The organism is Bradyrhizobium sp. (genome assembly GCF_030654605.1).
Lineage (GTDB): Bacteria > Pseudomonadota > Alphaproteobacteria > Rhizobiales > Xanthobacteraceae > Bradyrhizobium.
In genome coordinates, this window is sequence record NZ_JAURXB010000200.1 from 1 (window position 1) to 20,446 (window position 20,446).

General features: G+C 64.3%; 22 protein-coding genes and 1 pseudogene. 11 read left to right on the forward strand and 12 right to left on the reverse strand.

Going from position 1 to position 20,446, the window contains the following annotated elements:
- Positions 1–282 (forward strand): annotated as a pseudogene (locus Q7U29_RS18295) (alpha/beta hydrolase); the annotation flags it as partial.
- A gap of 77 nt (positions 283–359) precedes the next feature.
- Here Q7U29_RS18295 and Q7U29_RS18300 read toward each other — a convergent pair.
- Complete coding sequence (locus Q7U29_RS18300; RefSeq protein WP_304743771.1) at positions 360–1,106, reverse strand: GntR family transcriptional regulator; 747 nt, start codon at positions 1,104–1,106, stop codon at positions 360–362.
- 149 nt (positions 1,107–1,255) lie between these two features.
- Between Q7U29_RS18300 and Q7U29_RS18305 the strand changes: the two genes are divergently transcribed.
- From Q7U29_RS18305 to Q7U29_RS18330, 6 genes are all read left to right on the forward strand, one after another.
- Positions 1,256–2,263 carry a TRAP transporter substrate-binding protein gene (locus Q7U29_RS18305; RefSeq protein WP_304743772.1) on the forward strand — a complete coding sequence of 336 codons (1,008 nt, stop codon included), beginning with the start codon at positions 1,256–1,258 and terminating at the stop codon, positions 2,261–2,263.
- 76 nt (positions 2,264–2,339) lie between these two features.
- Positions 2,340–2,888 carry a TRAP transporter small permease gene (locus Q7U29_RS18310; RefSeq protein ID WP_304743773.1) on the forward strand — a complete coding sequence of 183 codons (549 nt, stop codon included), beginning with the start codon at positions 2,340–2,342 and terminating at the stop codon, positions 2,886–2,888.
- Positions 2,889–2,914: 26 nt separating this feature from the next.
- Complete coding sequence (locus Q7U29_RS18315) at positions 2,915–4,225, forward strand: TRAP transporter large permease (protein WP_304743813.1); 1,311 nt, start codon at positions 2,915–2,917, stop codon at positions 4,223–4,225.
- Positions 4,226–4,365: 140 nt separating this feature from the next.
- Positions 4,366–5,454 (forward strand): YeeE/YedE family protein, encoded by a 1,089-nt coding sequence (locus Q7U29_RS18320; RefSeq protein WP_304743774.1) that lies wholly within the window; start codon positions 4,366–4,368, stop codon positions 5,452–5,454.
- Between the two features lie 124 nt (positions 5,455–5,578).
- Positions 5,579–6,658, forward strand: coding sequence for an LLM class flavin-dependent oxidoreductase (locus Q7U29_RS18325; RefSeq protein WP_304743775.1), 1,080 nt, complete (start codon positions 5,579–5,581; stop codon positions 6,656–6,658).
- A gap of 135 nt (positions 6,659–6,793) precedes the next feature.
- Complete coding sequence (locus Q7U29_RS18330) at positions 6,794–7,081, forward strand: hypothetical protein (RefSeq protein WP_304743776.1); 288 nt, start codon at positions 6,794–6,796, stop codon at positions 7,079–7,081.
- Here Q7U29_RS18330 and Q7U29_RS18335 read toward each other — a convergent pair.
- A complete protein-coding gene (locus Q7U29_RS18335; RefSeq protein ID WP_304743777.1) occupies positions 7,078–7,482 on the reverse strand; it encodes a YccF domain-containing protein in 405 nt (134 codons plus the stop codon). The two genes, Q7U29_RS18330 and Q7U29_RS18335, sit on opposite strands and share 4 nt — an antisense overlap.
- A 77-nt stretch (positions 7,483–7,559) precedes the next feature.
- On the reverse strand, positions 7,560–8,045 hold the full coding sequence (locus Q7U29_RS18340) for a RidA family protein (protein WP_304743778.1): 486 nt from the start codon (positions 8,043–8,045) through the stop codon (positions 7,560–7,562).
- On the opposite strand from Q7U29_RS18340, the gene Q7U29_RS18345 reads away from it, so the two are divergent.
- A complete protein-coding gene (locus tag Q7U29_RS18345; RefSeq protein ID WP_304743779.1) occupies positions 8,044–8,574 on the forward strand; it encodes a hypothetical protein in 531 nt (176 codons plus the stop codon). The genes Q7U29_RS18340 and Q7U29_RS18345 overlap by 2 nt on opposite strands.
- A gap of 38 nt (positions 8,575–8,612) precedes the next feature.
- Here the strand turns inward: Q7U29_RS18345 and Q7U29_RS18350 are convergent, their stop codons facing one another.
- The 3 genes from Q7U29_RS18350 to Q7U29_RS18360 are packed head-to-tail and all read right to left on the reverse strand — an operon-like array spanning position 8,613 to position 10,929.
- On the reverse strand, positions 8,613–9,977 hold the full coding sequence (locus tag Q7U29_RS18350) for a HAMP domain-containing sensor histidine kinase (RefSeq protein ID WP_304743780.1): 1,365 nt from the start codon (positions 9,975–9,977) through the stop codon (positions 8,613–8,615).
- Complete coding sequence (locus tag Q7U29_RS18355) at positions 9,974–10,639, reverse strand: response regulator transcription factor (RefSeq protein ID WP_304743781.1); 666 nt, start codon at positions 10,637–10,639, stop codon at positions 9,974–9,976. Before Q7U29_RS18355 ends, Q7U29_RS18350 begins: the two co-directional genes overlap by 4 nt.
- Complete coding sequence (locus Q7U29_RS18360) at positions 10,639–10,929, reverse strand: PepSY domain-containing protein (protein ID WP_370691775.1); 291 nt, start codon at positions 10,927–10,929, stop codon at positions 10,639–10,641. Before Q7U29_RS18360 ends, Q7U29_RS18355 begins: the two co-directional genes overlap by 1 nt.
- Before the next feature lie 171 nt (positions 10,930–11,100).
- Here Q7U29_RS18360 and Q7U29_RS18365 point away from each other — a divergent pair, with 171 nt between their 5' ends.
- The 3 genes from Q7U29_RS18365 (at position 11,101) to Q7U29_RS18375 (ending at position 12,360) form a co-directional block, all read left to right on the forward strand.
- The gene (locus Q7U29_RS18365) at positions 11,101–11,373 is read left to right on the forward strand and encodes a hypothetical protein (protein WP_304743782.1); all 273 of its coding nucleotides are present in this window, start codon (positions 11,101–11,103) and stop codon (positions 11,371–11,373) included.
- Between the two features lie 140 nt (positions 11,374–11,513).
- Positions 11,514–11,786 (forward strand): PepSY domain-containing protein, encoded by a 273-nt coding sequence (locus tag Q7U29_RS18370; RefSeq protein WP_304743783.1) that lies wholly within the window; start codon positions 11,514–11,516, stop codon positions 11,784–11,786.
- 10 nt (positions 11,787–11,796) lie between these two features.
- Entirely contained in the window at positions 11,797–12,360 is a 564-nt protein-coding gene (locus Q7U29_RS18375) for a cytochrome b/b6 domain-containing protein (protein WP_304743784.1), read from the forward strand.
- Positions 12,361–12,415: 55 nt separating this feature from the next.
- Here Q7U29_RS18375 and Q7U29_RS18380 read toward each other — a convergent pair whose 3' ends face one another.
- From Q7U29_RS18380 to Q7U29_RS18405, 6 genes are all read right to left on the reverse strand, one after another.
- Positions 12,416–13,453: a diguanylate cyclase gene (locus Q7U29_RS18380; protein ID WP_304743785.1), complete on the reverse strand. Its 1,038-nt coding sequence runs from the start codon at positions 13,451–13,453 to the stop codon at positions 12,416–12,418.
- Between the two features lie 95 nt (positions 13,454–13,548).
- A complete protein-coding gene (locus Q7U29_RS18385; RefSeq protein ID WP_304743815.1) occupies positions 13,549–16,605 on the reverse strand; it encodes an EAL domain-containing protein in 3,057 nt (1,018 codons plus the stop codon).
- Between the two features lie 188 nt (positions 16,606–16,793).
- Entirely contained in the window at positions 16,794–17,864 is a 1,071-nt protein-coding gene (locus tag Q7U29_RS18390; RefSeq protein WP_304743786.1) for a branched-chain amino acid ABC transporter permease, read from the reverse strand.
- Positions 17,861–18,871, reverse strand: coding sequence for a branched-chain amino acid ABC transporter permease (locus Q7U29_RS18395; RefSeq protein ID WP_304743787.1), 1,011 nt, complete (start codon positions 18,869–18,871; stop codon positions 17,861–17,863). Before Q7U29_RS18395 ends, Q7U29_RS18390 begins: the two co-directional genes overlap by 4 nt.
- Entirely contained in the window at positions 18,868–19,590 is a 723-nt protein-coding gene (locus tag Q7U29_RS18400) for an ABC transporter ATP-binding protein (RefSeq protein ID WP_304743788.1), read from the reverse strand. Before Q7U29_RS18400 ends, Q7U29_RS18395 begins: the two co-directional genes overlap by 4 nt.
- The gene (locus Q7U29_RS18405; RefSeq protein ID WP_304743789.1) at positions 19,587–20,351 is read right to left on the reverse strand and encodes an ABC transporter ATP-binding protein; all 765 of its coding nucleotides are present in this window, start codon (positions 20,349–20,351) and stop codon (positions 19,587–19,589) included. The genes Q7U29_RS18400 and Q7U29_RS18405 overlap by 4 nt, the downstream gene beginning before the upstream one ends.
- Positions 20,352–20,446 lie beyond the last annotated feature (95 nt).

Genomic DNA, 20,446 nt, shown 5'->3' on the forward strand with positions numbered 1-20,446 from the left:
TTCCGCAAGAAGCTGCTGCCGGCGGCGCCGAGCGCGGTCAACGTGCTGTGGCGTAGCCTGGTGGCGCATCAGCGCTACGATACGCTGCCGACCGCGCCGCACGATCATGTGATGCGGCCGCCGTTCTCGCCCGACATCGGCGTCACCGAGTTCGAGCGACATACCGAGATTTACGATGCGTCCTATCTCTGGGCCCGCGAGGCCATCGAGGCACTGGAGGCGGAAGGCAATGCGGCGATCGCCGCCATCCTCGCCACCGCCAATACGGCAACGACGCGATAACGCCCGGTTGCCATGCTGCGGCTCAAGGGATTGACGACGTGAAATCGGCGCGGCCGCGCGAGACCGGCGCGGTGCGCTCAGGCTCCTGAGCCGCCGTCACCGAAGCGTCGCCGGTAGGCATCGATATAGGCCCGTACCGCGGGCTTGAGGTGGCGGCGCGTCAGCTCGATCAGGTCGTCGCGTCGCGAATTTCGCAGCGCCTTGATCATGGCGATATGATCGCGGCGGGAGTCGTTCAGCGCCTCCGGCTTGGCATGCGCATAGGACCTGATGCCGGAGACTTTCTGCGCCAGATATTCGATGGTTTCGATCAGGCTGGTGTTGCCGCACAGGCCGAACAACGCGCGATGGAACTGGACATTGCTGTGGAACACCGCCAGCAGGTCGCCGCTATCGACCGCCTTGCCGTGCTCGTGCTGGATCGCCGCCAGCCTGGCGAGGTCCGCGTCCGGCACCGGAAACGGCAGGATGCGCACCGCCATGACCTCGAGTTCCTCGCGCACGTCGTAGATCTCCTCGACCTCCCGCGGCTTCAGGTCGCGCACGATCGCGCCGCGGTTCGGGATCCGTTCGACGATGCCCATCTTCTCCAGCTCGAACAGCGCGAGCCGGACGTCGCCCCGGTGGGTATCGAAATCCGTGCACAGGTCCTGCTCGACCAGCCGCTCGCGCGGGTGCCGCCGGCCGAGCACGATGTCTTCCTCGAGTTTGCGGACGATCAGGTCGGCGATCGACGGCTGGCGCGATTGGGGCTCGGTCACCGCGGGCGAGTTCGACGCATCCCTGCGGGACGCCGGTTTGCTGGAAATACGAGCGGTCGCCATGGCTGCAATCTGCCATCAGTGCGAACAGTATACAATCTAAAAAACTATCTTGTGTACAACGGAAGGGCGGTTGATACTGCCGCCGCCGGGCCCGTGTTCCGGCGAACCATCAGTCCGCGAAAAAGCGGCGACAGCAGGGGAGGAAGTCAATGTCCGTTTCACGGTATCTGCCGCTTGCGCGCGGCATTCTGCTCGGCGCCGCGCTGGCGATGGCCTCGACGGCCGCGTACGCGCAGAAGCGCGAGTTCTCGTTCGCCTACGACCAGCCGAAGAACAGCGGCTACGGCATCGGCGCCGAAATGTTCAACAAGAAACTGGGCGAACTCAGCAAGGGCACGCTCTCGATCAATCAGTATCCCGGCGCCCAGCTCGGCACCGAGGCGCAGACCCTGCAGAAGGTGCAGACCGGCGACATCGACTTCGTGATGCTGTCGACCGCCAACGCCTCGACCGCGCAGCCGGAGTCCGGCGTATTCTCGCTTCACTTCATCTTCCGCGACGAAGCCCACGCCATCAAGGTGCTGGCCGATCCCGCCGTGATCGCGGCGATGAAGGAGCTGTACGCGGCCAAGATGAAGGGCGCGCACATGCTCGGGCTGGGATCGCAGGGCCTGCGGCACATGTACGGCAAGAAGGCGGTCGAGAAGGTCGCGGACATCAAGGGCGTCAAGGTTCGCGTGCAGGCAACCGTCACCGAGGACACGCTGTTCCCGGCCTATGGCGCCCAGGTGGTGCACATGCCGTTCGGCGAGGTTTACACTTCGCTGCAGACCGGCGTGGTCGACATGGCCGAAAACGGCATCAACAACTACCTCGTCAACAAGCATTACGAACCGGCGCCGGTTCTCTCGCTCACCGAACACGAAGCCAACAATGCCGCGCTGTTCGTCAGCGACAAGGTGTGGAGCAGCCTCACCGACGAGCAGAAGAAATGGGTGCAGGCAGCCGCCGACGAGGTCAGCCGCAACGAGCCGGCCGCGGCCTTCAAGCTCGAGCACGAAGCGCAGGCCAAGCTGGAGAAGATCGGCGTCAAGGTCGTCAAGACCGTCGACAAGTCAGGCTTCGCGCAGATCAGCAAGCCGATCCAGGACAAGCTGGCGTCCGACCTCGGTCCCAACGCCGTCAAGGTCCTCGGTCTGGTACGCAACGTCAAATAGGCAGCGCGTTGACGAAGCAGGGAGCGAGGTCGCTCCCTGCTTCGCCGTCCCCGAAATCCGGATTTGAGAAGAGATCATGCGCGGATTCAACAGCCTCGTCCTGGAGGAGCAGCGCTACCTGAAGTGGCGTGCGCTCGACTGGCTCGAACAGGTCCTGATGATTCTGTGCGGCGTCGCCATCACCGGGTTTTCAGTTCTGGTGATGTGCGATGTCGTCACCCGCACCATCGGTCATCCCTGGCTCTGGCTCCAGGAGGCGACCATGACCTTCTTCATCTACGGCATTTTCATCGGCGTCGGCGCAGCCACGCGGCGCAACGACCACCTCTATCTCGCGGTACTGGCGGAATCGCTGACCGGCAACAAGCGGCTGTTCTTCGAGATGTTCAACCGGTTGGTCGTGCTCGGCGTCGCGTTCTGCATGATCTATTTCGGCTACCTGAACTTTCTCGACGGCTTCAAGAGCCTGCGCATGCCGTCGATGACGCCGCTGTCGAGCCTGTATGCGGCCATTCCGATCTGCGGTGTGCTGGTCGCCATTTTCATCGTCGAGCAGATGGTCAACGGCTGGAAACACGGCTTCGCCGGTACGACGCACGCCGACGAGAAGAGGAAGACGCTGTGACGGCCAATGGCGGGCTCATCTTCCTGATGGGATTTCTGTTCCTGTTCCTCGGCTATATGGGCGTGCCGGTGGCATTTGCCCTGATCGCGTCCGTGCTGGTGGTGACGGCGCTCACCCCGGTCAGCCTCGCCTCGATGATGGCGCAGCTCTTCAACGGCATGGACACCGAAGCGTTGCTGGCGGTGCCGTTCTTCCTGCTGGTGGGCGATCTCATGACTTCGGCCAACGTCACCAGCCGCATGATCACGCTGTCGCAAACCATGGTCGGGCATTTTCGTGGCGGCCTGGCCCAGGTGGTGACGATCTTCAGCATGTTCTTCGCCGGAATATCGGGATCCTCCGCCGCCGACGTCGCCATCCTGTCGCGCACGCTGGCGCCGGAGATGAAGCGGGAAGGCTATGACCTCGCCTTCACCGCGGCGCTGATCGCTTCCGCCTCCACGATGGCCAACCTCATTCCGCCCAGTATCATGGCCGTGGTGTACGGCGCGACCGGTAACGTCTCGATCGGCGGGCTGTTCCTCGGCGGCGTCGTGCCGGGCGTGTTCGTCGGCATCGGGCTGATGATCTACAGCCATTTCTTCGGGCCAGTCGGTCTCAGGCACAAGCGGGCGACATTCGGCAGGTTCGCAACCGCCACAAAGGAAGCGGCGATACCGCTGATGATCCCGCTGATCATCATGGGCGGCATCCTCACCGGCCAGTTCACCCCGACCGAGGCCGGCATCATCGCCGTGGCCTACATCCTGTTCGTGGCGATCCCGCTGCTCAATCCCGGCCATATCAGATACTTGCCGCGCGACATGGCGCTGACCGGGCTGCTTTATTCCATTCCGCTGATCACCATCGGCGCCGCCTCGGTGTTCGGCTGGATGCTGGCCTATCTGCGCGGGCCGGCGGTGGTGTCCGGCTGGATATCGACGGCCGCCGGCGGCGATCCCTTCATGATCATGCTGTTGCTGGTCGTGCTGTTCGTCATCGTCGGCGACTTCATCGACGCGATACCCGCCATCATCATCTTCATGCCGATCATCACCGACCTCACCCAGAGCACCGATATCAATCCGGTGCATATGGGCGTCGTCATCATCGTCACGTTGGCGTTCGGGCTGATCACGCCGCCTTACGGGCTGGCGCTGCTGATGGCGTCGAAATTCGTCGGCGTGCGCTTCGGCAAGGCCATGGTGGCGTCGCTGCCGATCTACGTCGTGTTCCTCGCCGCCATCGCGTCCTGCATCTTCTTCCCCGAAGTGGTGCTGTGGCTGCCCAAGCACCTGCTGCCGGAATCGGTGGGCTGCTTCAAGAATCCGAGCGGCGCCGGCTATATCTGCCCCTGAAACCGGCAGGGTGAGCCGGCAACGGTCCTGCAAGGGCTGAACCAGGCGCTTCGTTGCGCCATATCAATGCCCGGCGGCTGTTTTGCCGGCATCCTGTCCCATCGCGGAATGGTCACCGGTCGACGAAAGGCTGGAACGGCGTGTATCTGCAATGGCTGATCGATCTGGCTGGCGATCCGGTGGTTCTTGCCGCAGGTGGGTTGCTGATCGGAATGCTGTTCGGCGCCTGCGCGCAGTCGAGCAAGTTCTGCCTGCGATCCGCCGTGATCGAGTTCTCCCATGCGCGGCCCGGCTCGAAATTCGCCATCTGGCTGCTGGTGTTTTCTGCCGCTGTTGCCGTCACCAACGCGCTCATCGCCTTCGGCTGGCTCGACGTCAGCGGCGCCCGCCAGCTCGCCGCGCGAGGCAGCCTTTCCGGCAGCCTGATCGGCGGCTTGATGTTCGGCGCCGGAATGATCCTGGCGCGCGGTTGTGCCAGCCGGCTCCTGGTTCTGTCGGCGACCGGGAATCTTCGGGCCCTGATTTCCGGGCTCGTCCTCACCGTCGTCGGCCAGGCCTCGCTGCGAGGGGTTCTGGCGCCGGTCCGGGAGGCGCTGTCTGAACTCTGGACCGTGCAGGGTGGCCCGTCGCGCAATCTGCTTGCATTCGTGGACGCCGGCGCAGTGACGGGCATGTTGCTCGGCATGCTCGGGCTCGGCGGCGCGCTGTGGCTGGCGCGGCGTGCCCGCGTCGGCCTTGTTGCCGGCGCCAGCGCCGTCGGCGTCGGCCTTGCGGTCGCCGCCGGCTGGCTGTTTACCTTCCATGTTTCACAATCCTCGTTCAATCTCGTTCAGGTCAAGAGCATCAGTTTCATCGGGCCGTCGGCCGATACGCTGATGGGGCTGATCAATTCTCCATCCCTGCAGTTGGGATTCGATGTCGGCCTCGTTCCCGGCGTGTTCGCCGGTTCGTTGTTTGCGGCGCTGTTGGCGGGTGAATGGAAGATCCAGGGCTTTCAGGACGGGCCGAGCATGGGCCGATATTTGTTCGGCGCGGCGCTGATGGGTTTTGGCGGCATGCTGGCCGGCGGCTGTGCCGTCGGCGCGGGAGTCACAGGCGGGGCGATCTTTGCCCTGACATCCTGGGTCGCGCTCACCGCCATGTGGGCCGGCGCACTGCTGACGAACTATCTGGTGGATGAACGGCGTGTCCGTTCGACCGAATCCCGCGAGACGGTCAGCGTCTCCTGAGGCTTTTGGACCGGCCGATTGGCCCAGAGCCGTCAGGGCGATACCCGATTGTCCCGCCGGACCCAGGCTGTAAACTGCCCCTGAGAAAACTGCGCGGCGAAGCCGCCTTCAGGGAGAAAACTGCATGCGTCCGCTCGAATTCGGCTGGTACCTGCCCACGCACGGCGACACCACGGCCTATGGCGTGCCGGAGGCCCAGGTGCCGGGGTCGCCCGAATTGTGCGACCGCGTGGTGCAGGCCGCCGAGGCCGCGGGCTTTGAGTATCTGCTGATCCCGGTCGGCTCGGTGTGCTGGGAGGCCTGGATCACCGGCGCGTTCATGGCGGCGCGGTCGTCCAGGATAAAACCGCTGATCGCGGCCCGGCCCGGCTACATCAATCCGGTGCTGCTGGCCAAGATGATCTCGACCTTCGACCAGATGTCCGGCGGGCGCATCTGCATCAACCTGATTGCCGGCCAGAACGAAAGCGAAGTCGAGGGCGAGGGCGTGCGCTACGCCAAGGAGGAGCGCTACGCGCTGATGGAGGAGGAAGTTTCCATCCTGAAGGCATTGTGGACCACCCGCGGCCCGGTGCATTTCGAGGGCAAATTCCACACTCTGTCCGGTGCGCATATCCGCCCGCGCCCGCTGCAGCAGCCATTTCCAAAATTCTATCTCGGCGGCGGCTCGCGGCCGGCCTGGGAGATGTCGGCCAAGCATTCCGACGTGCATCTGTTCTGGGGCGACCTGCCGGAGCGCATCGCCGCCAATATCGCGGAGATCAGGGAGTTGGCGCGGGCGCATGGCCGGGAAAAAGCCATCGGCTTCGGCATGCGGCTGCAGGTGATCTGCCGCGAAGACGAAGCGGATGCGTGGGAAGCCGCCGACGCGCTGGTGCGCCATGCGACCGAGCGGCAGAAGCAGGAGATGAAGACGCTCTACAACAAGTCGGAAGCCAACCGGCGCGTGCAGGAACTGGCCCGCGAGCATGGCGATCTCCTGATGCCGCATCTGTGGACCGGCATCACCAAGGTGAGGCCCGGCGCCGGCATCGCGGTGGTCGGCAATCCCGTCCAATGTGCCGCTACGCTGCAGCAGTTCATCGATGCCGGCTGCCATTCATTCTGCCTGTCGGGCTATCTGCATGACGAGGAAGCCGAACGGTTCGGCCGGCTGATCCGCCCCATTCTGGCCGAGAACAACCGCGGCCGGCTGGCGGCGTAGAACGAACGGGGCGCAGGGCCTGACCGCCCGCCAATAATCCCGGATTATTTCTTCCGGGCATGGCCCCGCCGGGTGAACCGGAAAGGTTTGATCGACGTCAAAGCAGCAGCGCAACGTTTGGGGTAACGATATCTCATGCCGTTTTACAGATTTCAGGTCTGCGATCCGATCATCCCCATCGATGGCCATGGCCATGACGGGGCGGCATTGGGCGACGATATCGATGCCACGCTGTTTGCCGCCGGCATCATTCAGCGGCTTTTCCAGGAGCATCGGGTTGTTCCCCGAAACTGGGCAATCAGGATTACCCAGGATTCGCGCCCGGTCGGTGTTCTTCCGTTCGAGGCCGGTCTGAAGGTTCTGGTGAGGCCATACTGGGCCCGCGAGCTGTCGATGATCGAGGCGCCCGAAGCCAGAGTCTAGGCCGGCACGATCACCTTGCCGATCGGCCAGAGCGCGATGCCGGCGAGCTTGACATGCGCCCACGCGAACGGAATCCCGATGATCGTCACGGCCAGAATGACCGCGGTGACGAGGTGTCCGAGCGCCAGCCACCAGCCCGCCAGCACCAGCCAGATCAGATTGCCGATCATGCCGAGCGGCCCGGTACCGATATCGGACTGGCCGGTGACCTCGTCGCGGCGCACCGCGCGGGAGCCGAACGGCAGCAGGGTATAGACCGCGATATTGAAAGCGGCCCTGGCCCAGGGCAGGCCGATGATGGTGATGGCCATGACGACGGCGGCGATGATCCAGCCGGCCGCCATCCACGCGCCGCCGAGCAGAATCCAGAAGATGTTCAGAAGGATGGAAACGGGTTGCATGCGGTTGCTTCGAAGCTGGAGGGACGGGCGATTGCCGATCCTATGACGATCTGCCCGACAATCATATGAATTTGCGGCTAATCCGCGATCTGGACCTCGCCCTCGATTTCGACCGGTATCCCGAACGGCAACTCGGCCATGCCCACCGCGCTGCGGGCGTGGGCGCCGGCCTCAGGCCCCCACAGTTCGAGAATGAGGTCGGAGAAGCCGTTGATGACGGCGGGTTGCTGGACGAAGCCGGGCGCCGAGTTGACCATGCCGAAAATCCGCACCCAGTGCGAAATGCGGTCGAGCTCGCCGAGCGCGCGCTTGAGCGAGCCCAGCATCGACAGTGCCGTGAGCCTCGCGGCGAGATAGCCCTGCTCGAGGCTCACCTCGGCTCCTACCTTGCCGAGCGGTTTTGCCAGTGTTCCTTCCGGGCTCTGCGGTCCATGCCCGGCGATCACCGCGCGGTTTCCGATCCTGCGAACATGGACGAAAGGCAGGACCATGCCGGGCGGCGGGCTAAAGGCCGGCGGCAGGACCAGGCCGAGCGCGGTGAGTCGGGATTCGATATTGGCCATGGATGGACTCGTTTTCGTGGAAGAGTGGAAGAACCGGTCCGCCCAAGCGGGCAGTGCAGAGCCGGGTGTCGCTTGTCTCATCCTAACGCAAAATGCCCTGATGCAGGCGTATCCTGTCTGTGGCAAAATGCCGGCACAGATCCCCTTTGCGAGGGAGGCGCCGATGTCCGCGCGTTTGTTGATCCTGCTTTCCGCAGTGGGTGTGCTGCTGCAGACCGGCGTCGGCCGCGCTGACGCCATCGACGGCGACTGGTGCAGCACCGACGGCATGCGGATGTCGATCCACGCCGAGAAGGTCACCACGCCGGGCGGCAGGCAAATCGACGGCAACTACAGCCGCCACGCTTTTGATTACGTCGTTCCGGCAGGCGAAAGCGGTTCGGGCGAAGTCGTGAACATCATCTTGCGCAGTGAATATCTCGCGGTATCGCGCCAGGGGTCGGCCGAAGCGCCCTTGAGGGAATGGCGTCGCTGCAAGGAAACCATCAGCCGGCTGCCTTTCAGCAGGTTCCTGCAAGCGCTGGCTTGAATAGCTGACGTCCGCCAGTCCCTTCCAATGAAGGCGCGCTAGCCGGCCTGGCCTGTCGAGGCATTCGGCTGGATCGTGGCACGCAGTCCGCCGAGATCCGAGGTATCGAGCCTCAGGGTCCAGCCATAGGCCTCGACGACGTCTTGCACGATCGCAAGCCCGAGCCCGGCGCCGCCTCGCTGGTCGAGCCGCCCGCCGCGCGCGAGGACCGTTGGACGGATTGCTTCGGCAATGCCGCTGCCGTCGTCCTCAACGGCAACGCCAAGGCCGTCAGCCCCGGCCGCGATCCGGACCTGGTTGCGGGCGTGGCGCGTGGCGTTCTCGAGCAGGTTGCCCAGCGCCTCGGCGAGATCGGAGCGATCGAACGGCACCGTCACTTGTTCCGTCATCGCGATTTCGTAAGCGATCCGGGCACCTTCCGGTGTCCGCACCAAAGTCGCGATCAGCGAGCGAACCAGCGGCGCAAGTGCTGTCGATGCGCCCGGTTGGGACCGCATGGCGCCCTGCAGCCGGGCCCGCGCGAGCTCGCGGTCGACATGGCGACGCATGGTCCCGATCACCTCATCAATTCCGTCGGCCACGGCCGATTGCCCCGCCTCGCGCAGGCGGCCGGCATCGGCCGCAAGCGCGGCCAGCGGCGTCCTGAGGCCATGCGCGAGATCGGCGGCGCGGTGGCGGGAGCGCTCGACTTCCTCGGCGCGGGCCGCCAGCAGCGCATTGACTTCATCGACCAGCGGTCGCACTTCGTCGGGCACACCTGCGGCAAGCCGCAGTTCGCGGCCGGCACGAATATCGGCAACGCCGCGCCGCAGCAGGTCGAGTGGCCGCAGCCCCAGCCCGACCTGCACGGCGGTCGCCGCCGCCAGTGCGATCCCGAGCAGGCCGAGTGCCGTCACGAGGTCGGTCGCGAACGCGGTCGTCGCCGCCGTTACATGCGCGGCATTGATCGCGACCGCGACCGTGACGGGAGTTTCGCGTCCCTTGATATCGAGCCGGACCCGGCGCTCGGCGATCAGCATCCGCCCGTTGGCCGGGCCTACCGCTTCGTGGCGATGCACTTCGTCGGCGGCCGGTTCGTCGATCGGCAGCAGCAACGATGAATCCCACAGCGAGCGCGACCGCAGCGTCTGGCCGCGGTCGTCGGCGACCTGCCAATACAGCCCCGATAGCGGTTCGGAAAATCGGGGATCGGCGGGACCACCGGTGACGACGATGTGCCCGTCGGCGTCGACTTCGAGGCCGGCCAGCAGTTTCTTCAGATGGACGTCGAGATCCTGGGAAACGGTGCGGCCGACATGGCGTTCGAACAGCAGCGTCAGACCCATTCCGGCCAGCGCCAGGGCGAGGATGATCGCGGCGATACCGCCGGCGACCAGGCGCAGCCGCAGCGAGTTCCGGTTCATCCGACCGACTCTGGTATCAGATAGCCGAAACCGCGCCGGGTCTCGATCAGATCGACGCCGAGCTTGCGGCGCAGCCGGCCGACCAGAACCTCGATGGCGTTGGAATCATTGGCGTCGTCGGTGCCATGGATGTTTTCGCTGAGCTCGAGCTGCGACACGACGCGACCGCGTTGATGGATCAAATAGGCGACGACACGATATTCCAGCGCCGACAGGTTGATCGGGACGCCGCGCACGCTGACTTTCATTTGCCGCTCGTCGATGGCGAGATCGCCGATCGTCACCACCGAGGAAGCGCGGCCGGCCGAGCGGCGCACGACGGAGCGCAGCCGCGCCAGCAGTTCCTCCATCTGAAACGGCTTCGGCAGATAGTCGTCGGCGCCGGCATCGATGCCGTCGACGCGCTCGCTCCAGCTTCCGCGCGCCGTCAGGATCAAGACCGGCGTGGTGCGCCCGGCAGCCCGCCAACGCTTGAGAATGGCCAGGCCGTCCATGCCGGGTAATCCCAGGTCCAGAATGATTGCGGCATAGTCTTCGGTATCGCCGCGGAACCATGCTTCCTCTCCCTGGCTTTCCCGGTCGACCACGTAACCCGCAGCCAGCAGCGCGCGGCCGACATCGGCGGCAATCTTTCGATCATCTTCGACCAGCAGAACGCGCATCATTTCTCCCGGGTGCGGCCGATCTCGCCTGAAGCCGCATCGACATAAACTTCGAGAAGGCGTCCTCGGGCGCCGACGACCCGGAATTCGTAGACCAGCCGTCCGCGCTCGCGTTCGAGCTTCACGCTTGTGACCTCGCCGGGCAGCTTGTCGCGTACCGCCTGCAATATCTCGGCGAGCGACTTGATCTCCCCGCGCTCGACGGCGCGCCGCGCCACGTCATGGTCGCGATCGTCGTCGGCCCGCGCCGCTGCGAACACCATCAGCGCCGACAGCAGCGCAATTGCCATTGCTTTCGCATTCAACCGCATGACCGACCCGTTTCCTTTCGGCCTCAATGAGCACGAACCGGCTGACAATTCGCTGACATCGGTCAACAGCCGGCTGTCAGCGGTGCCGGCCGATAGTGCGTCCCGTCGCTGGCCGGATAGGCGGCCGGGACGCAAGCCAGGAGATACCCCATGCGCAAGACCATCATGTTCGGCACCCTTATCGCCCTGTTCGGGACCGGCGCGTTGGCGCAGGCCAGTGATGACACCGCGACGGAGCAGAAGAACTCCATCGAGGTGAGCCAGCCAGCGGCACCCGCTATGCGTGGCGAAGAATACTCGCATGAGCGCCGCTTCGAATCCCGCAGGGAACACCGCGAGGCCCGTCGCGGCCAGCGCGAACGTCACGACGAAGCTCACGAGCGCCACGATGAGCGGTGGGAACACGGCCGTCGCCACAACTGACCATCATCAAGCCACCATTACCGATGGGACGCCGGCCGGTCGATGACATGGATCAAAAGGCGTCCCAGCGGGATCGATCCCCTGAATTTCACAGCAGCGCCATGCTCCGCGAGGGCAGGCGGCTATTACGGAGACTTCCCATGATCAAGACTGCAATGTTCACCACCGCCATCCTGCTCGCCACGGCAACCTTCGCCAGCGCCGGCAGCCTCGGGCGCCCCTGTACCTCCGCGCCGCAAAGCCAGTGGCTCTCCCTCGATGCCATCCAGGCCAAGGTCGAGTCGCTAGGCTACAGGGTTCAGAAAGCGAAGTTGAAGGCCGCTTGCGGTGAGCTCTATACCATCGACAAGAACGGCAGCCGCGTTGAACTGTTCGTCGATCCGACCACCGCCGCCATCGTCGGCCAGCTGTAACGGTCCGACCATGGCATTCACGGATCAGGCGATCGAAGCCGGCGGCGCCACGCCACCGGCAACGGTCAAGGTGTGGGACCCGTTCGTGCGGGTCTTCCACTGGACGCTGTTGGCGCTGTTCGTCACCGCCTTCGTCAGCGGCGACGAGAATGAAGGCGTGCATATCGCGGCCGGCTACGGTATCGCGATTCTGCTGGCGCTTCGTCTCGTCTGGGGCGCGATCGGCCCTCGCCACGCGAGGTTTTCCAGTTTTGTGCGGCGACCGCGGCAGGTGCTGACCTATCTGCGGGACGTCGCGAGCTTCAAGGCGCCACGCTATCTCGGCCACAATCCCGCCGGTGGCGTGATGATCGTCGCTTTGATGGCCGCGCTGATCGGCACGGCCGTCACCGGCTACATGATGACGACGGATGCGTATTGGGGTGCCAAATGGGTTGAGAAACTGCACGAGGCGCTCGCCCACGGCACGCTGGTCCTTGCCGGGCTGCATGTGCTGGGCGTCGTGGCCTCGAGCCTGCTGCACGAGGAGAATCTGGTGAAGGCGATGTGGACCGGGCGCAAGCGGTCATTGTGAGCGAAGAGGCGAGGTGGCGCCGCGACAGCGCCCGCCCCTCGTCTCCGCGCCGGCGCTACCGCTTGACGACGCGAACCGGTTTTGGCGGGCCGTCCTTCCCGCGGCTCAGCCTGGCGAAATCGGCCAGCATGGTGTCGGCGGAGATCACGCGGTTTCGGCCCAGGTGCTTGGCGGCATAAAGGGCCTGATCGGCCTGCCCGAGAAACCCGTCGGGCCCAACATCGCTGCCGGCGACCAGCGTCGCCACGCCGACGCTGAGCGTGACCCACGGACCGGCGCCGTCGGCGCCATGCTTGATTCGCAGATCGATGACGGCCGAGCGGAGCCGCTCGGCAACCCTGCAGGCACCCTCCAGTCCGGTCCCGGGCATGATGATGGCAAACTCTTCGCCGCCATAGCGCGCGGCCAGATCGAGTGGCCGAAGGGCGTTCTCCCGTATGACGCCTGCCACCGCACGCAGGCACTCATCGCCGCTCTGATGGCCATGCTGATCATTGAACAGCTTGAAGTGGTCCACATCGACAAACAGCAGGGCCAGCGGCTTCCCGCTGCCCCGGGCGCGCGACCATTCCATCTGCAGTGCTTCATCGAAGGCGCGCCGATTGGCGAGGCCGGTCAGTCCGTCCCTGGCCGCCAGCGTCTTCAGGGCCATTTCCGCCCGCTTCTGGTCGGTCATGTCGCGCAAGGTTTCGACCACCGCGATCAGATTGCCGGCCTCGTCATGGATCGGGCCGGCGTCGATCGCCAGATATAAATGGTTGCCCAGCCTCGGCATCACGCACCAGTTCTCGGCGCTGGAGCCGAGGCGGTTGTCTTCCGGCGCGGTATGTTCGGGGTAGAGGTCGCCCACCTTGTCCTGCCGCCCGAGTGCCACCAGATCGGCCAGGCAATAGCGGCGCTTCTCATAAAAGGCACGCCAGTGCAGCGACGTCCCCAGGACTTCGGAGGCGGCGACGCCGGTGAGCCGCTCGCAGGCCCGGTTCCAGATCACGACCCGCCGCTGCGGATCGATGACGAAGGTCGGGACGACCAGATGCTGCATCAGTTGCACAGCATAGGCATGTGCGACCTCCACGCCTCTTGCGGGAGCCATCTCGTATCCTTCCCTCATGCCGCATTGTTGAATCGATTGCGGCGGCTCTTATGCAGCGGCCCGAACCATCCCCGGGCAACCGATCAATAATCTGGTCATCGCGCCACGGCGGTCACCGTCACCGGGCGCGGGCCGAACAACGGCCTCACTTCCGGGCCGGGCTTCGCGGCGCTGAATAAATAGCCTTGCATTTCGGTGCAGCCGAGCGCGCGGAGCCGTTGCTTCTGTTCCAGCGTCTCGACGCCCTCGGCTGTCGTCGTCATGTTGCGGGAGGCTGCGATGTTCACCACCGCCTGCACGATCGCCGACGAGCCGTCGATTTCCGTGATGTCGCTGATGAAGCAGCGGTCGATCTTGATCTTGTCGAACGGGAAGCGCTTCAGATAGCTCAGCGAGGAATAGCCGGTGCCGAAATCGTCCAGCGCGATGCGCACGCCGATGTCGCGCAGCTGATGCAGGATGGTGAGCGCGGTCTCGTCGTCGCGGATCAGCACCGCCTCGGTGATTTCGATTTCCAGCCGGCTCGCCCGCAGGCCGGACGTGGCCAGCGCGCTCGCGATCTTCAGCGCCAGCGTCGGGCACTTCAGTTGAACGGGCGAGACGTTGACCGCGACACGGATATGATCCGGCCAGGTAGCCGCCTCGGCGCAGGCGGTTTTCAACACCCATTCGCCGAGTTCGATGATCAGGCCGGTATCCTCCGCCACGGGGACGAATTCGGCGGGCGAGATCATACCGCGTTCGGGATGGCGCCAGCGCAGCAGGGCCTCGCAACCGGTCACCTCGTCGCGGCGCAGGTCGACCAGCGGCTGGTAGTGGATTTCGAAGCCGCCATCGACCAGTGCCTGGCGCAGGTCCTGCTCCATGGCGAGCCGTGCCTTGGCGCAGGCATCCATGGCGGGTTCAAAGAAGCGATGGGTTCGGCGTCCCCCGGCCTTGGCGCCATACATTGCGAGGTCGGCGTTCTTGATCAGTTGATCCAGATCGGTGCCGTCCTGTGGCGCCAATGCGATGCCGATGCTGGCGTCGGTCGAGAGCTGGTGACCAAGGCATTGATAGGGCTGCCGGATCAACTCGTGAATCCGGGTGACGAATTCCACGACATCGCCGACGTTCCTGACGCCGGTCTGGATCACCGCAAATTCGTCGCCGCCGAGCCGCGCGATCAGGTCGGCCTCGCGGAGGCAGCCCCGGATGCGGTCAGCCACCGCCTTCAGCAGTTCATCGCCGACATGGTGTCCAAGCGAGTCGTTGATGCCCTTGAACTCGTCGATATCGATATAGAGCAGGGCGAACTGCTCGCCCGAGCGGGTTCGCTGCAATTCGCGTTCGATCTGCTCGCGGAACAGCACCCGGTTCGGCAGGTCGGTCAGCGCGTCGTAATGCGCGAGGTGCGCGATCTTCTCGTCGGCGCGCCGGCGATCGGTGACATCGTCAACGATGTTGATGATATACCGGATTTCGCCGGCCTGATCCGAAATGCCGATGCGCCTTGAAGTGATGAAGCGCTTGCTCGACGCCTGGATTTGCCACGGGTCCGCATGCTCGTCTCGAAACAGGCCATCGGCGGATTGCAGCATCCTGTCATCGTCTGCCGACAGGACATCGGCGGCCGCCTTCGGGAATAGATCGAACGCCGTCTTGCCGACGATGGCATCGCGCGACCGGCCGAATTGCGCTTCGGCCACGCGATTGGCCAGAACGTAACGGCGATCGCGCGCATCCTTCACGGTGATCTGCGATGGTATGTGATCGATGATCTGGCGCAGGAACGCATAATTGCGGTCGCGCTCCTGCTGCAGGTTCTGGCGCTCGGTGGTGTCTTCGATCGTGGCGACCCATCCGCCCTGCGCCAGCGGCTTGTTGACGATCAGATACGACCGCCCCGCGCTTTCCATGTTCATGTGGGTGAGCTTGCCCTGCGCCACGTTGCGCATGATGGCTGAACAGAACTCGTCGACGTCGCCGTCATAGGATCCGGTGTTCTGACGATGCTGGATCAGGTCGCGAAAGTGGCAACCCGGTTTGACGATGTCGGTCGACAGTCCGTACATGTCGATGTAGCGCTGGTTGCAGAGGATGATGCGCGCCGATGCGTCATACAGCACGAGGCCCTGCGTCATATTGTTCAGGGCGGTGTCGAGCTGCTGTTTTTGCAGGCTCAACCGCTGCCGCGATTCCTGGTTCTGGCGGGTCACCTGCCGGATGATAAGGAACAGCACGAAAGCGATCACCAGCGCGGACAGCACGGCGGCGGCAACCATGAACCTGGTTTGCGCCTGCCAGTCGGCCAGCGCGGCCTCGACGGTGGTGGTTGCGACTACGATGATCGGGAAACGATCCAGGCCAGCCGCCGAGCCTAGCCGGTGCATATTATCGACCGTACTTTGCACCCGCAGCGTCTGGCGGCCGCCCGCGGTCAGGACCTTGTCCAGCAGCGGCGCATTCGTGAATTTCTGCCCGACCATCGAGTCAATATGAGGGTAGCGGGCCAGCATCGTTCCATCGCGATGAAACATGGAAATGGCGGAGCCGCGTCCGAGCGCGACGGACGCAAAGTATTTCTCGAAATGGACCGGTTCGATTCGTCGCGCCATCACGCCAAGAAAGACCCCGTTCGCGCCGTTCACCCGATGGGCGATGACGGTGGTGGAGTTGCCGGTTATCAGGTTGCGGGAAGCCTCGACGACCGCTGTTTTCAGATTTGCATCCGACTTGAAATTCCTGAAGAAGGCCCGCCCCGCGATGCTGATGGACGGCAGCGGCCAGGTTCCGGACGAGTTGATCAGCTTGCCATCTGCATCGAAGATGCCGACATCGCCGATGTAGGACAGGACGCTGACCTTGGATTTCAGCACCAGGTGGGAGTCGTGGCTCGACATCCAGATCCGGAACGTCTCCGGCGAGTCGATGTCCGAAAACTGCATCCTGGCGATCACGTCGTTGGCAATGATCTCGGTGTCTTCGAACTGCTGGTCGAAGTGACGGGTGAGCAACAGCACGGTGTTTTCGAGTTCACGCTCGTGGTTGCTCAGAGCCCGCTCGCGGAATTCGCCGGCCATCATCATGGTGCCGACGCTGATCGCCGCGACGATGAGGCCGCCGCAGAGGATCAGCGAGAGGATCGGCCCTCGGAGAATCGGCATGGCCATGTGCTGCGAGCCGGTGGCGGCTTTTCGAAACAATCCAAGCGCGCCACGGAAATTGACAAGCAGTCTTCGCATTCCCCGTCTCCCGGGGAACATGAATACAATGCAGAAATGGCATACCGGTTAGGAAATCCGGTTACTTAAGGCTTAACGGCGCGCGCCGGCCGTAGAAATACGGGTGGCTGCGGCCGTCATGCCGGTTTGCGAGAAGGATTCCGTAACCTTCCCACCACGCCCGTCGGGAAAAAGTAAACGCTGGCGATGAACAGCAGACCAAGCCACAGCAGCCAGCGATCCGGATGCAGCAGTCCCGGCAGCAGCGGCAGTCCTGCGTCGGCGGCGGCGTTGGAAGCGGCCCCCATCAGCGCCTGCAGGTAGTTCTGGGCCAGGATGAAGATCACGGCTCCGACGATCGCACCGTAGATCGTACCCATGCCGCCGATCACGACCATCAGCAGAATGTCCAGCATGATGGCAAAACTCAGCGAGGTATCCGGCCCGGCATAACGCAGCCATAACGCATTGAGCATGCCGGCGCTGGCGGCGACCAGGGCGGCAAGGCAGTTGGCGTAGGTCAGATGAAACACGGTCCGGAAACCCAAAGCCTCCGCGCGAAAACGGTTTTCGCGGATCGCCTGCAGCACCCGGCCGAACGGCGAGTTCACCACACGCAGCAGCGCCAGAATCATCGCGGCGCAGGCGATGAAGATGAGATAGTAGGTCAGCACGCGGCCATTGACGGCGAAGCCGAACCAATCCTGGGGGATGAGGATGGTGCCCGGCCGCAACAATTCCGGCAGCTGAAAACTGCGGCCGTCCTCGCCGCCGGTCAGCCATGACAGTTGCGATGCCAGCACCAGGAAGGCGGAAGCGACCGCCAGCGTGATCATGGCAAAGAAGATCGCCTCGACCCGCAACGAGAACAGGCCGATCGCGAGCGCCAGCAGCATCGCCAGCGGCAGGCCGGCAGCGACGCCGACAGCCACCGCCGCCCAGTTCGGGCCCATGGAATAAAGCGCGATCGCGATCGAATAGCTGCCGATCCCGTAAAACATGGTGTGCGCGAACGATACGGTTCCGGTGTAGCCGAGCAAGAGATCATAGGACGCCACCAGGGCGGCAAAGATGCAGATCTTGGTGGCGACGTTCATCGCCTTGGCGCCGGGAAACAGCAAGGGCGTCACCGCCAGCGCCGCAATGATGACGACGAGCAGAATGGAGAGAACGCGGCTGCGCGGCGGATCGCCCGAGAGAATCATCATCGACTCGTCACCGCATAGAGTCCGCGTGGTCGCCACATCAGGATCGCGACCATCAGCAGGATGTTGGAGACAAGGGCCAGTTTCGGCACGAGAAAGCCGCCATAATTCGCGACCATGGCGACGAGCAGCGCGCCAATGAAACAGCCGCCGATCGAGCCGAGGCCGCCGATGATCACCACGATGAACACCAGCACCGTGAGGTCGTCGCCCATCGAGGCGTGCACCTGTTCGCGGTACAGCGCCCACATCACGCCGCCAAGCCCGGCGAGGCCGGAGCCGACCATGAACACCCCGAGAAACAGCCGCCTGATGCGATAGCCGAGCGCTTCCACCATCTCGCGGTTTTCCACGCCGGCGCGGATCAGAAGACCAATCTTGGTGCGGTTCAGCACCAGTTGAATGCCGCAGAACACCACCAGTCCGACCAGCATTGCCAGCAGGCGGTATTTCGCAATCGCGACGTCACCGATGATGAACGAGCCGCGCAGCGACGTCGGCAGCGGCAGCGGGATGATCTGCGGTCCCCACAGCGCGTACAGCGCCTGTTCGGCGACGATCAACCCGCCCGTCGTCATCAGGATCTGCTTGAGGTGCTGGCCATAGACCGGGAGGATCAGCACGCGCTCGACCACAAGTCCGAGCGCGCCGGAGACCGCCATCGCGGCAAGTGCAGCCGGCGCCAGCACCGCCAGATTGGTCAGCAGCGAGTCGGCCTGCACGTAAGGCGCCAGCGGCAGCAGCACCAGGGTTGCGACATAGGCGCCGACCGCGATGAAGGCGCCGTGACCGAAATTGAGCACGTCCATCAGGCCGAACACCAGCGTCAGACCGGAGGCCATGATGAAAATCATCATGCCCATGGCGAGGCTCGCCACCGTCAGCGTCATCCATGAACTGCCCGATCCGATCAGCGGCAGCATCGCCAGTGCGAGAATCGCCGGCAACAGCACCGGCAGCAGATCCCGCTTCGGCCTGGGCAACGCGTCGGTCGCGGCAAGGTCGGTCACTGATGCGTCTCCAGACTGAGCCCGAGTAATTTTTCCTGCAGCGCGAAATCGCCCGCCAGCGCCGCCATCTCGCCGCGGTGGACGATCCGGCCATTGTCCATCACCAGCACGGTATCGCCGATCGCCTGCGCGGCATGGAAATTCTGTTCGACCAGCAGGATGGTGGCGCCCCGGCGCTTGATTTCCGCAAAACATTCGATCAGCGCCACCACGATCGCCGGCGCCAGGCCCTTGGTCGGCTCGTCGATCAGCAAGAGCTTGCGCGGTTCGACGATCGCGCGCGCGATCGACAACATCTGCTTCTGCCCGCCGGACAACGCGCCCGCGCGCGACAGCCAGAACCGCCGCAGTGCCGGAAAAAACCCGAAGATCCACTCCAGCCTGGCATCGTCGAGCGGTCCGTCGCGCGCCGCGAGGATCAGGTTTTCCTTCACCGTCAGGTCGGAGAACACCGCCATGCTCTCCGGGACGTAACCGACGCCGAGCCGCGCAATATCGGGCGTCGCGCTGGCTTCGATGCGCTGCCCGTCGAGCGAGATCTGGCCGGCGGAGGCCTGCCACAGGCCCATGATGGTGCGCAGCGTCGAGGTCTTGCCGGCTCCGTTGCGGCCGAGCAGCATGGTGGTCTGGCCCTCGGGCACGCTGAAATCGACGCCGTGCAAGATGTGATAACGCCCGACATGGGTGTGCACGCCGGCGAGGGTGAGGAGGTCGGTCATGCCGCGCTCTTTCCGGGCGCGATGCCGAGATAGGCCTCCTGCACGATCGGCGAGGCGATCACCTCGGCCGGCTTGCCGTCGGCCACCAGCTGGCCATTGTGCAGCACGATGATGCGGTCTGCCAGCGAGCGCACCACGTCCATCTTGTGTTCGACCAGCAGGATGATCTTGCTGGCATCCTGCTTGAGCTGCGCGATCAGGTTGAGCACGACGGGCACCTCGTCGATGCTCATGCCGGCGGTTGGTTCGTCGAACATGAAGACTTTCGGCTCGAGCGCCATCATCAGCGCGACTTCGAGCTTGCGCTGATCGCCGTGGGATAGCGCGGTCGCCGCCACGCTGCGCCGGCTGCCAAGGGCCACCTGATCGAGAATGGCGTCGGTGCGGGCGATCAGGTCCGTCCGCGTGATCCAGGGCCGCAGCATGTCGTAATGCACGCCGCTGGCCGACTGCACGGCGAGGCGGACATTCTCCGCCACGCTCAAATTGGGAAACAGATTGGTGAGCTGGAACGCGCGGCCGAGGCCGGCTCGGGTGCGCAGTGGCGCGGACAACTGAGTGATATCGGCGCCGTCGAACAGGATGCTGCCGCCCGAGGGACGCAGCTGTCCGGAGATCAGGTTGAAGTAAGTGGTCTTGCCGGCCCCGTTGGGGCCGACGATCGCGGTCAATTCACCCGGCCGAAAGGTGCAGCTGACGCTGTCGACCGCAACGTGTCCGCCGAAGCGAATGGTGAGGTCGCGGGTTTCGAGCAAGGTCATCGGAGAACTCTTGGTGAAGCTCTTCTCTTCACCTCTCCCCGCTTGCGGGGAGAGGTCGGATTGCGAAGCAATCCGGGTAAGGGGGACTATCCGCG

Coding starts and splice junctions, on each gene's coding strand:
- Q7U29_RS18405 (WP_304743789.1), bottom strand. CDS start 20,351: ATGACCTTGCTCGAAACCCGCGACCTCACCATTCGCTTCGGCGGACAC.
- Q7U29_RS18390 (WP_304743786.1), bottom strand. CDS start 17,864: ATGATGATTCTCTCGGGCGATCCGCCGCGCAGCCGCGTTCTCTCCATT.
- Q7U29_RS18380 (WP_304743785.1), bottom strand. CDS start 13,453: ATGGCTCCCGCAAGAGGCGTGGAGGTCGCACATGCCTATGCTGTGCAA.
- Q7U29_RS18375 (WP_304743784.1), top strand. CDS start 11,797: ATGGCATTCACGGATCAGGCGATCGAAGCCGGCGGCGCCACGCCACCG.
- Q7U29_RS18300 (WP_304743771.1), bottom strand. CDS start 1,106: ATGGCGACCGCTCGTATTTCCAGCAAACCGGCGTCCCGCAGGGATGCG.
- Q7U29_RS18330 (WP_304743776.1), top strand. CDS start 6,794: ATGCCGTTTTACAGATTTCAGGTCTGCGATCCGATCATCCCCATCGAT.
- Q7U29_RS18360 (WP_370691775.1), bottom strand. CDS start 10,929: ATGGCAATTGCGCTGCTGTCGGCGCTGATGGTGTTCGCAGCGGCGCGG.
- Q7U29_RS18335 (WP_304743777.1), bottom strand. CDS start 7,482: ATGCAACCCGTTTCCATCCTTCTGAACATCTTCTGGATTCTGCTCGGC.
- Q7U29_RS18350 (WP_304743780.1), bottom strand. CDS start 9,977: ATGAACCGGAACTCGCTGCGGCTGCGCCTGGTCGCCGGCGGTATCGCC.
- Q7U29_RS18310 (WP_304743773.1), top strand. CDS start 2,340: ATGCGCGGATTCAACAGCCTCGTCCTGGAGGAGCAGCGCTACCTGAAG.
- Q7U29_RS18400 (WP_304743788.1), bottom strand. CDS start 19,590: ATGACCGACCTCCTCACCCTCGCCGGCGTGCACACCCATGTCGGGCGT.
- Q7U29_RS18345 (WP_304743779.1), top strand. CDS start 8,044: ATGGATGGACTCGTTTTCGTGGAAGAGTGGAAGAACCGGTCCGCCCAA.
- Q7U29_RS18370 (WP_304743783.1), top strand. CDS start 11,514: ATGATCAAGACTGCAATGTTCACCACCGCCATCCTGCTCGCCACGGCA.
- Q7U29_RS18325 (WP_304743775.1), top strand. CDS start 5,579: ATGCGTCCGCTCGAATTCGGCTGGTACCTGCCCACGCACGGCGACACC.
- Q7U29_RS18315 (WP_304743813.1), top strand. CDS start 2,915: ATGGGATTTCTGTTCCTGTTCCTCGGCTATATGGGCGTGCCGGTGGCA.
- Q7U29_RS18385 (WP_304743815.1), bottom strand. CDS start 16,605: ATGGCCATGCCGATTCTCCGAGGGCCGATCCTCTCGCTGATCCTCTGC.
- Q7U29_RS18340 (WP_304743778.1), bottom strand. CDS start 8,045: ATGGCCAATATCGAATCCCGACTCACCGCGCTCGGCCTGGTCCTGCCG.
- Q7U29_RS18365 (WP_304743782.1), top strand. CDS start 11,101: ATGCGCAAGACCATCATGTTCGGCACCCTTATCGCCCTGTTCGGGACC.
- Q7U29_RS18355 (WP_304743781.1), bottom strand. CDS start 10,639: ATGCGCGTTCTGCTGGTCGAAGATGATCGAAAGATTGCCGCCGATGTC.
- Q7U29_RS18305 (WP_304743772.1), top strand. CDS start 1,256: ATGTCCGTTTCACGGTATCTGCCGCTTGCGCGCGGCATTCTGCTCGGC.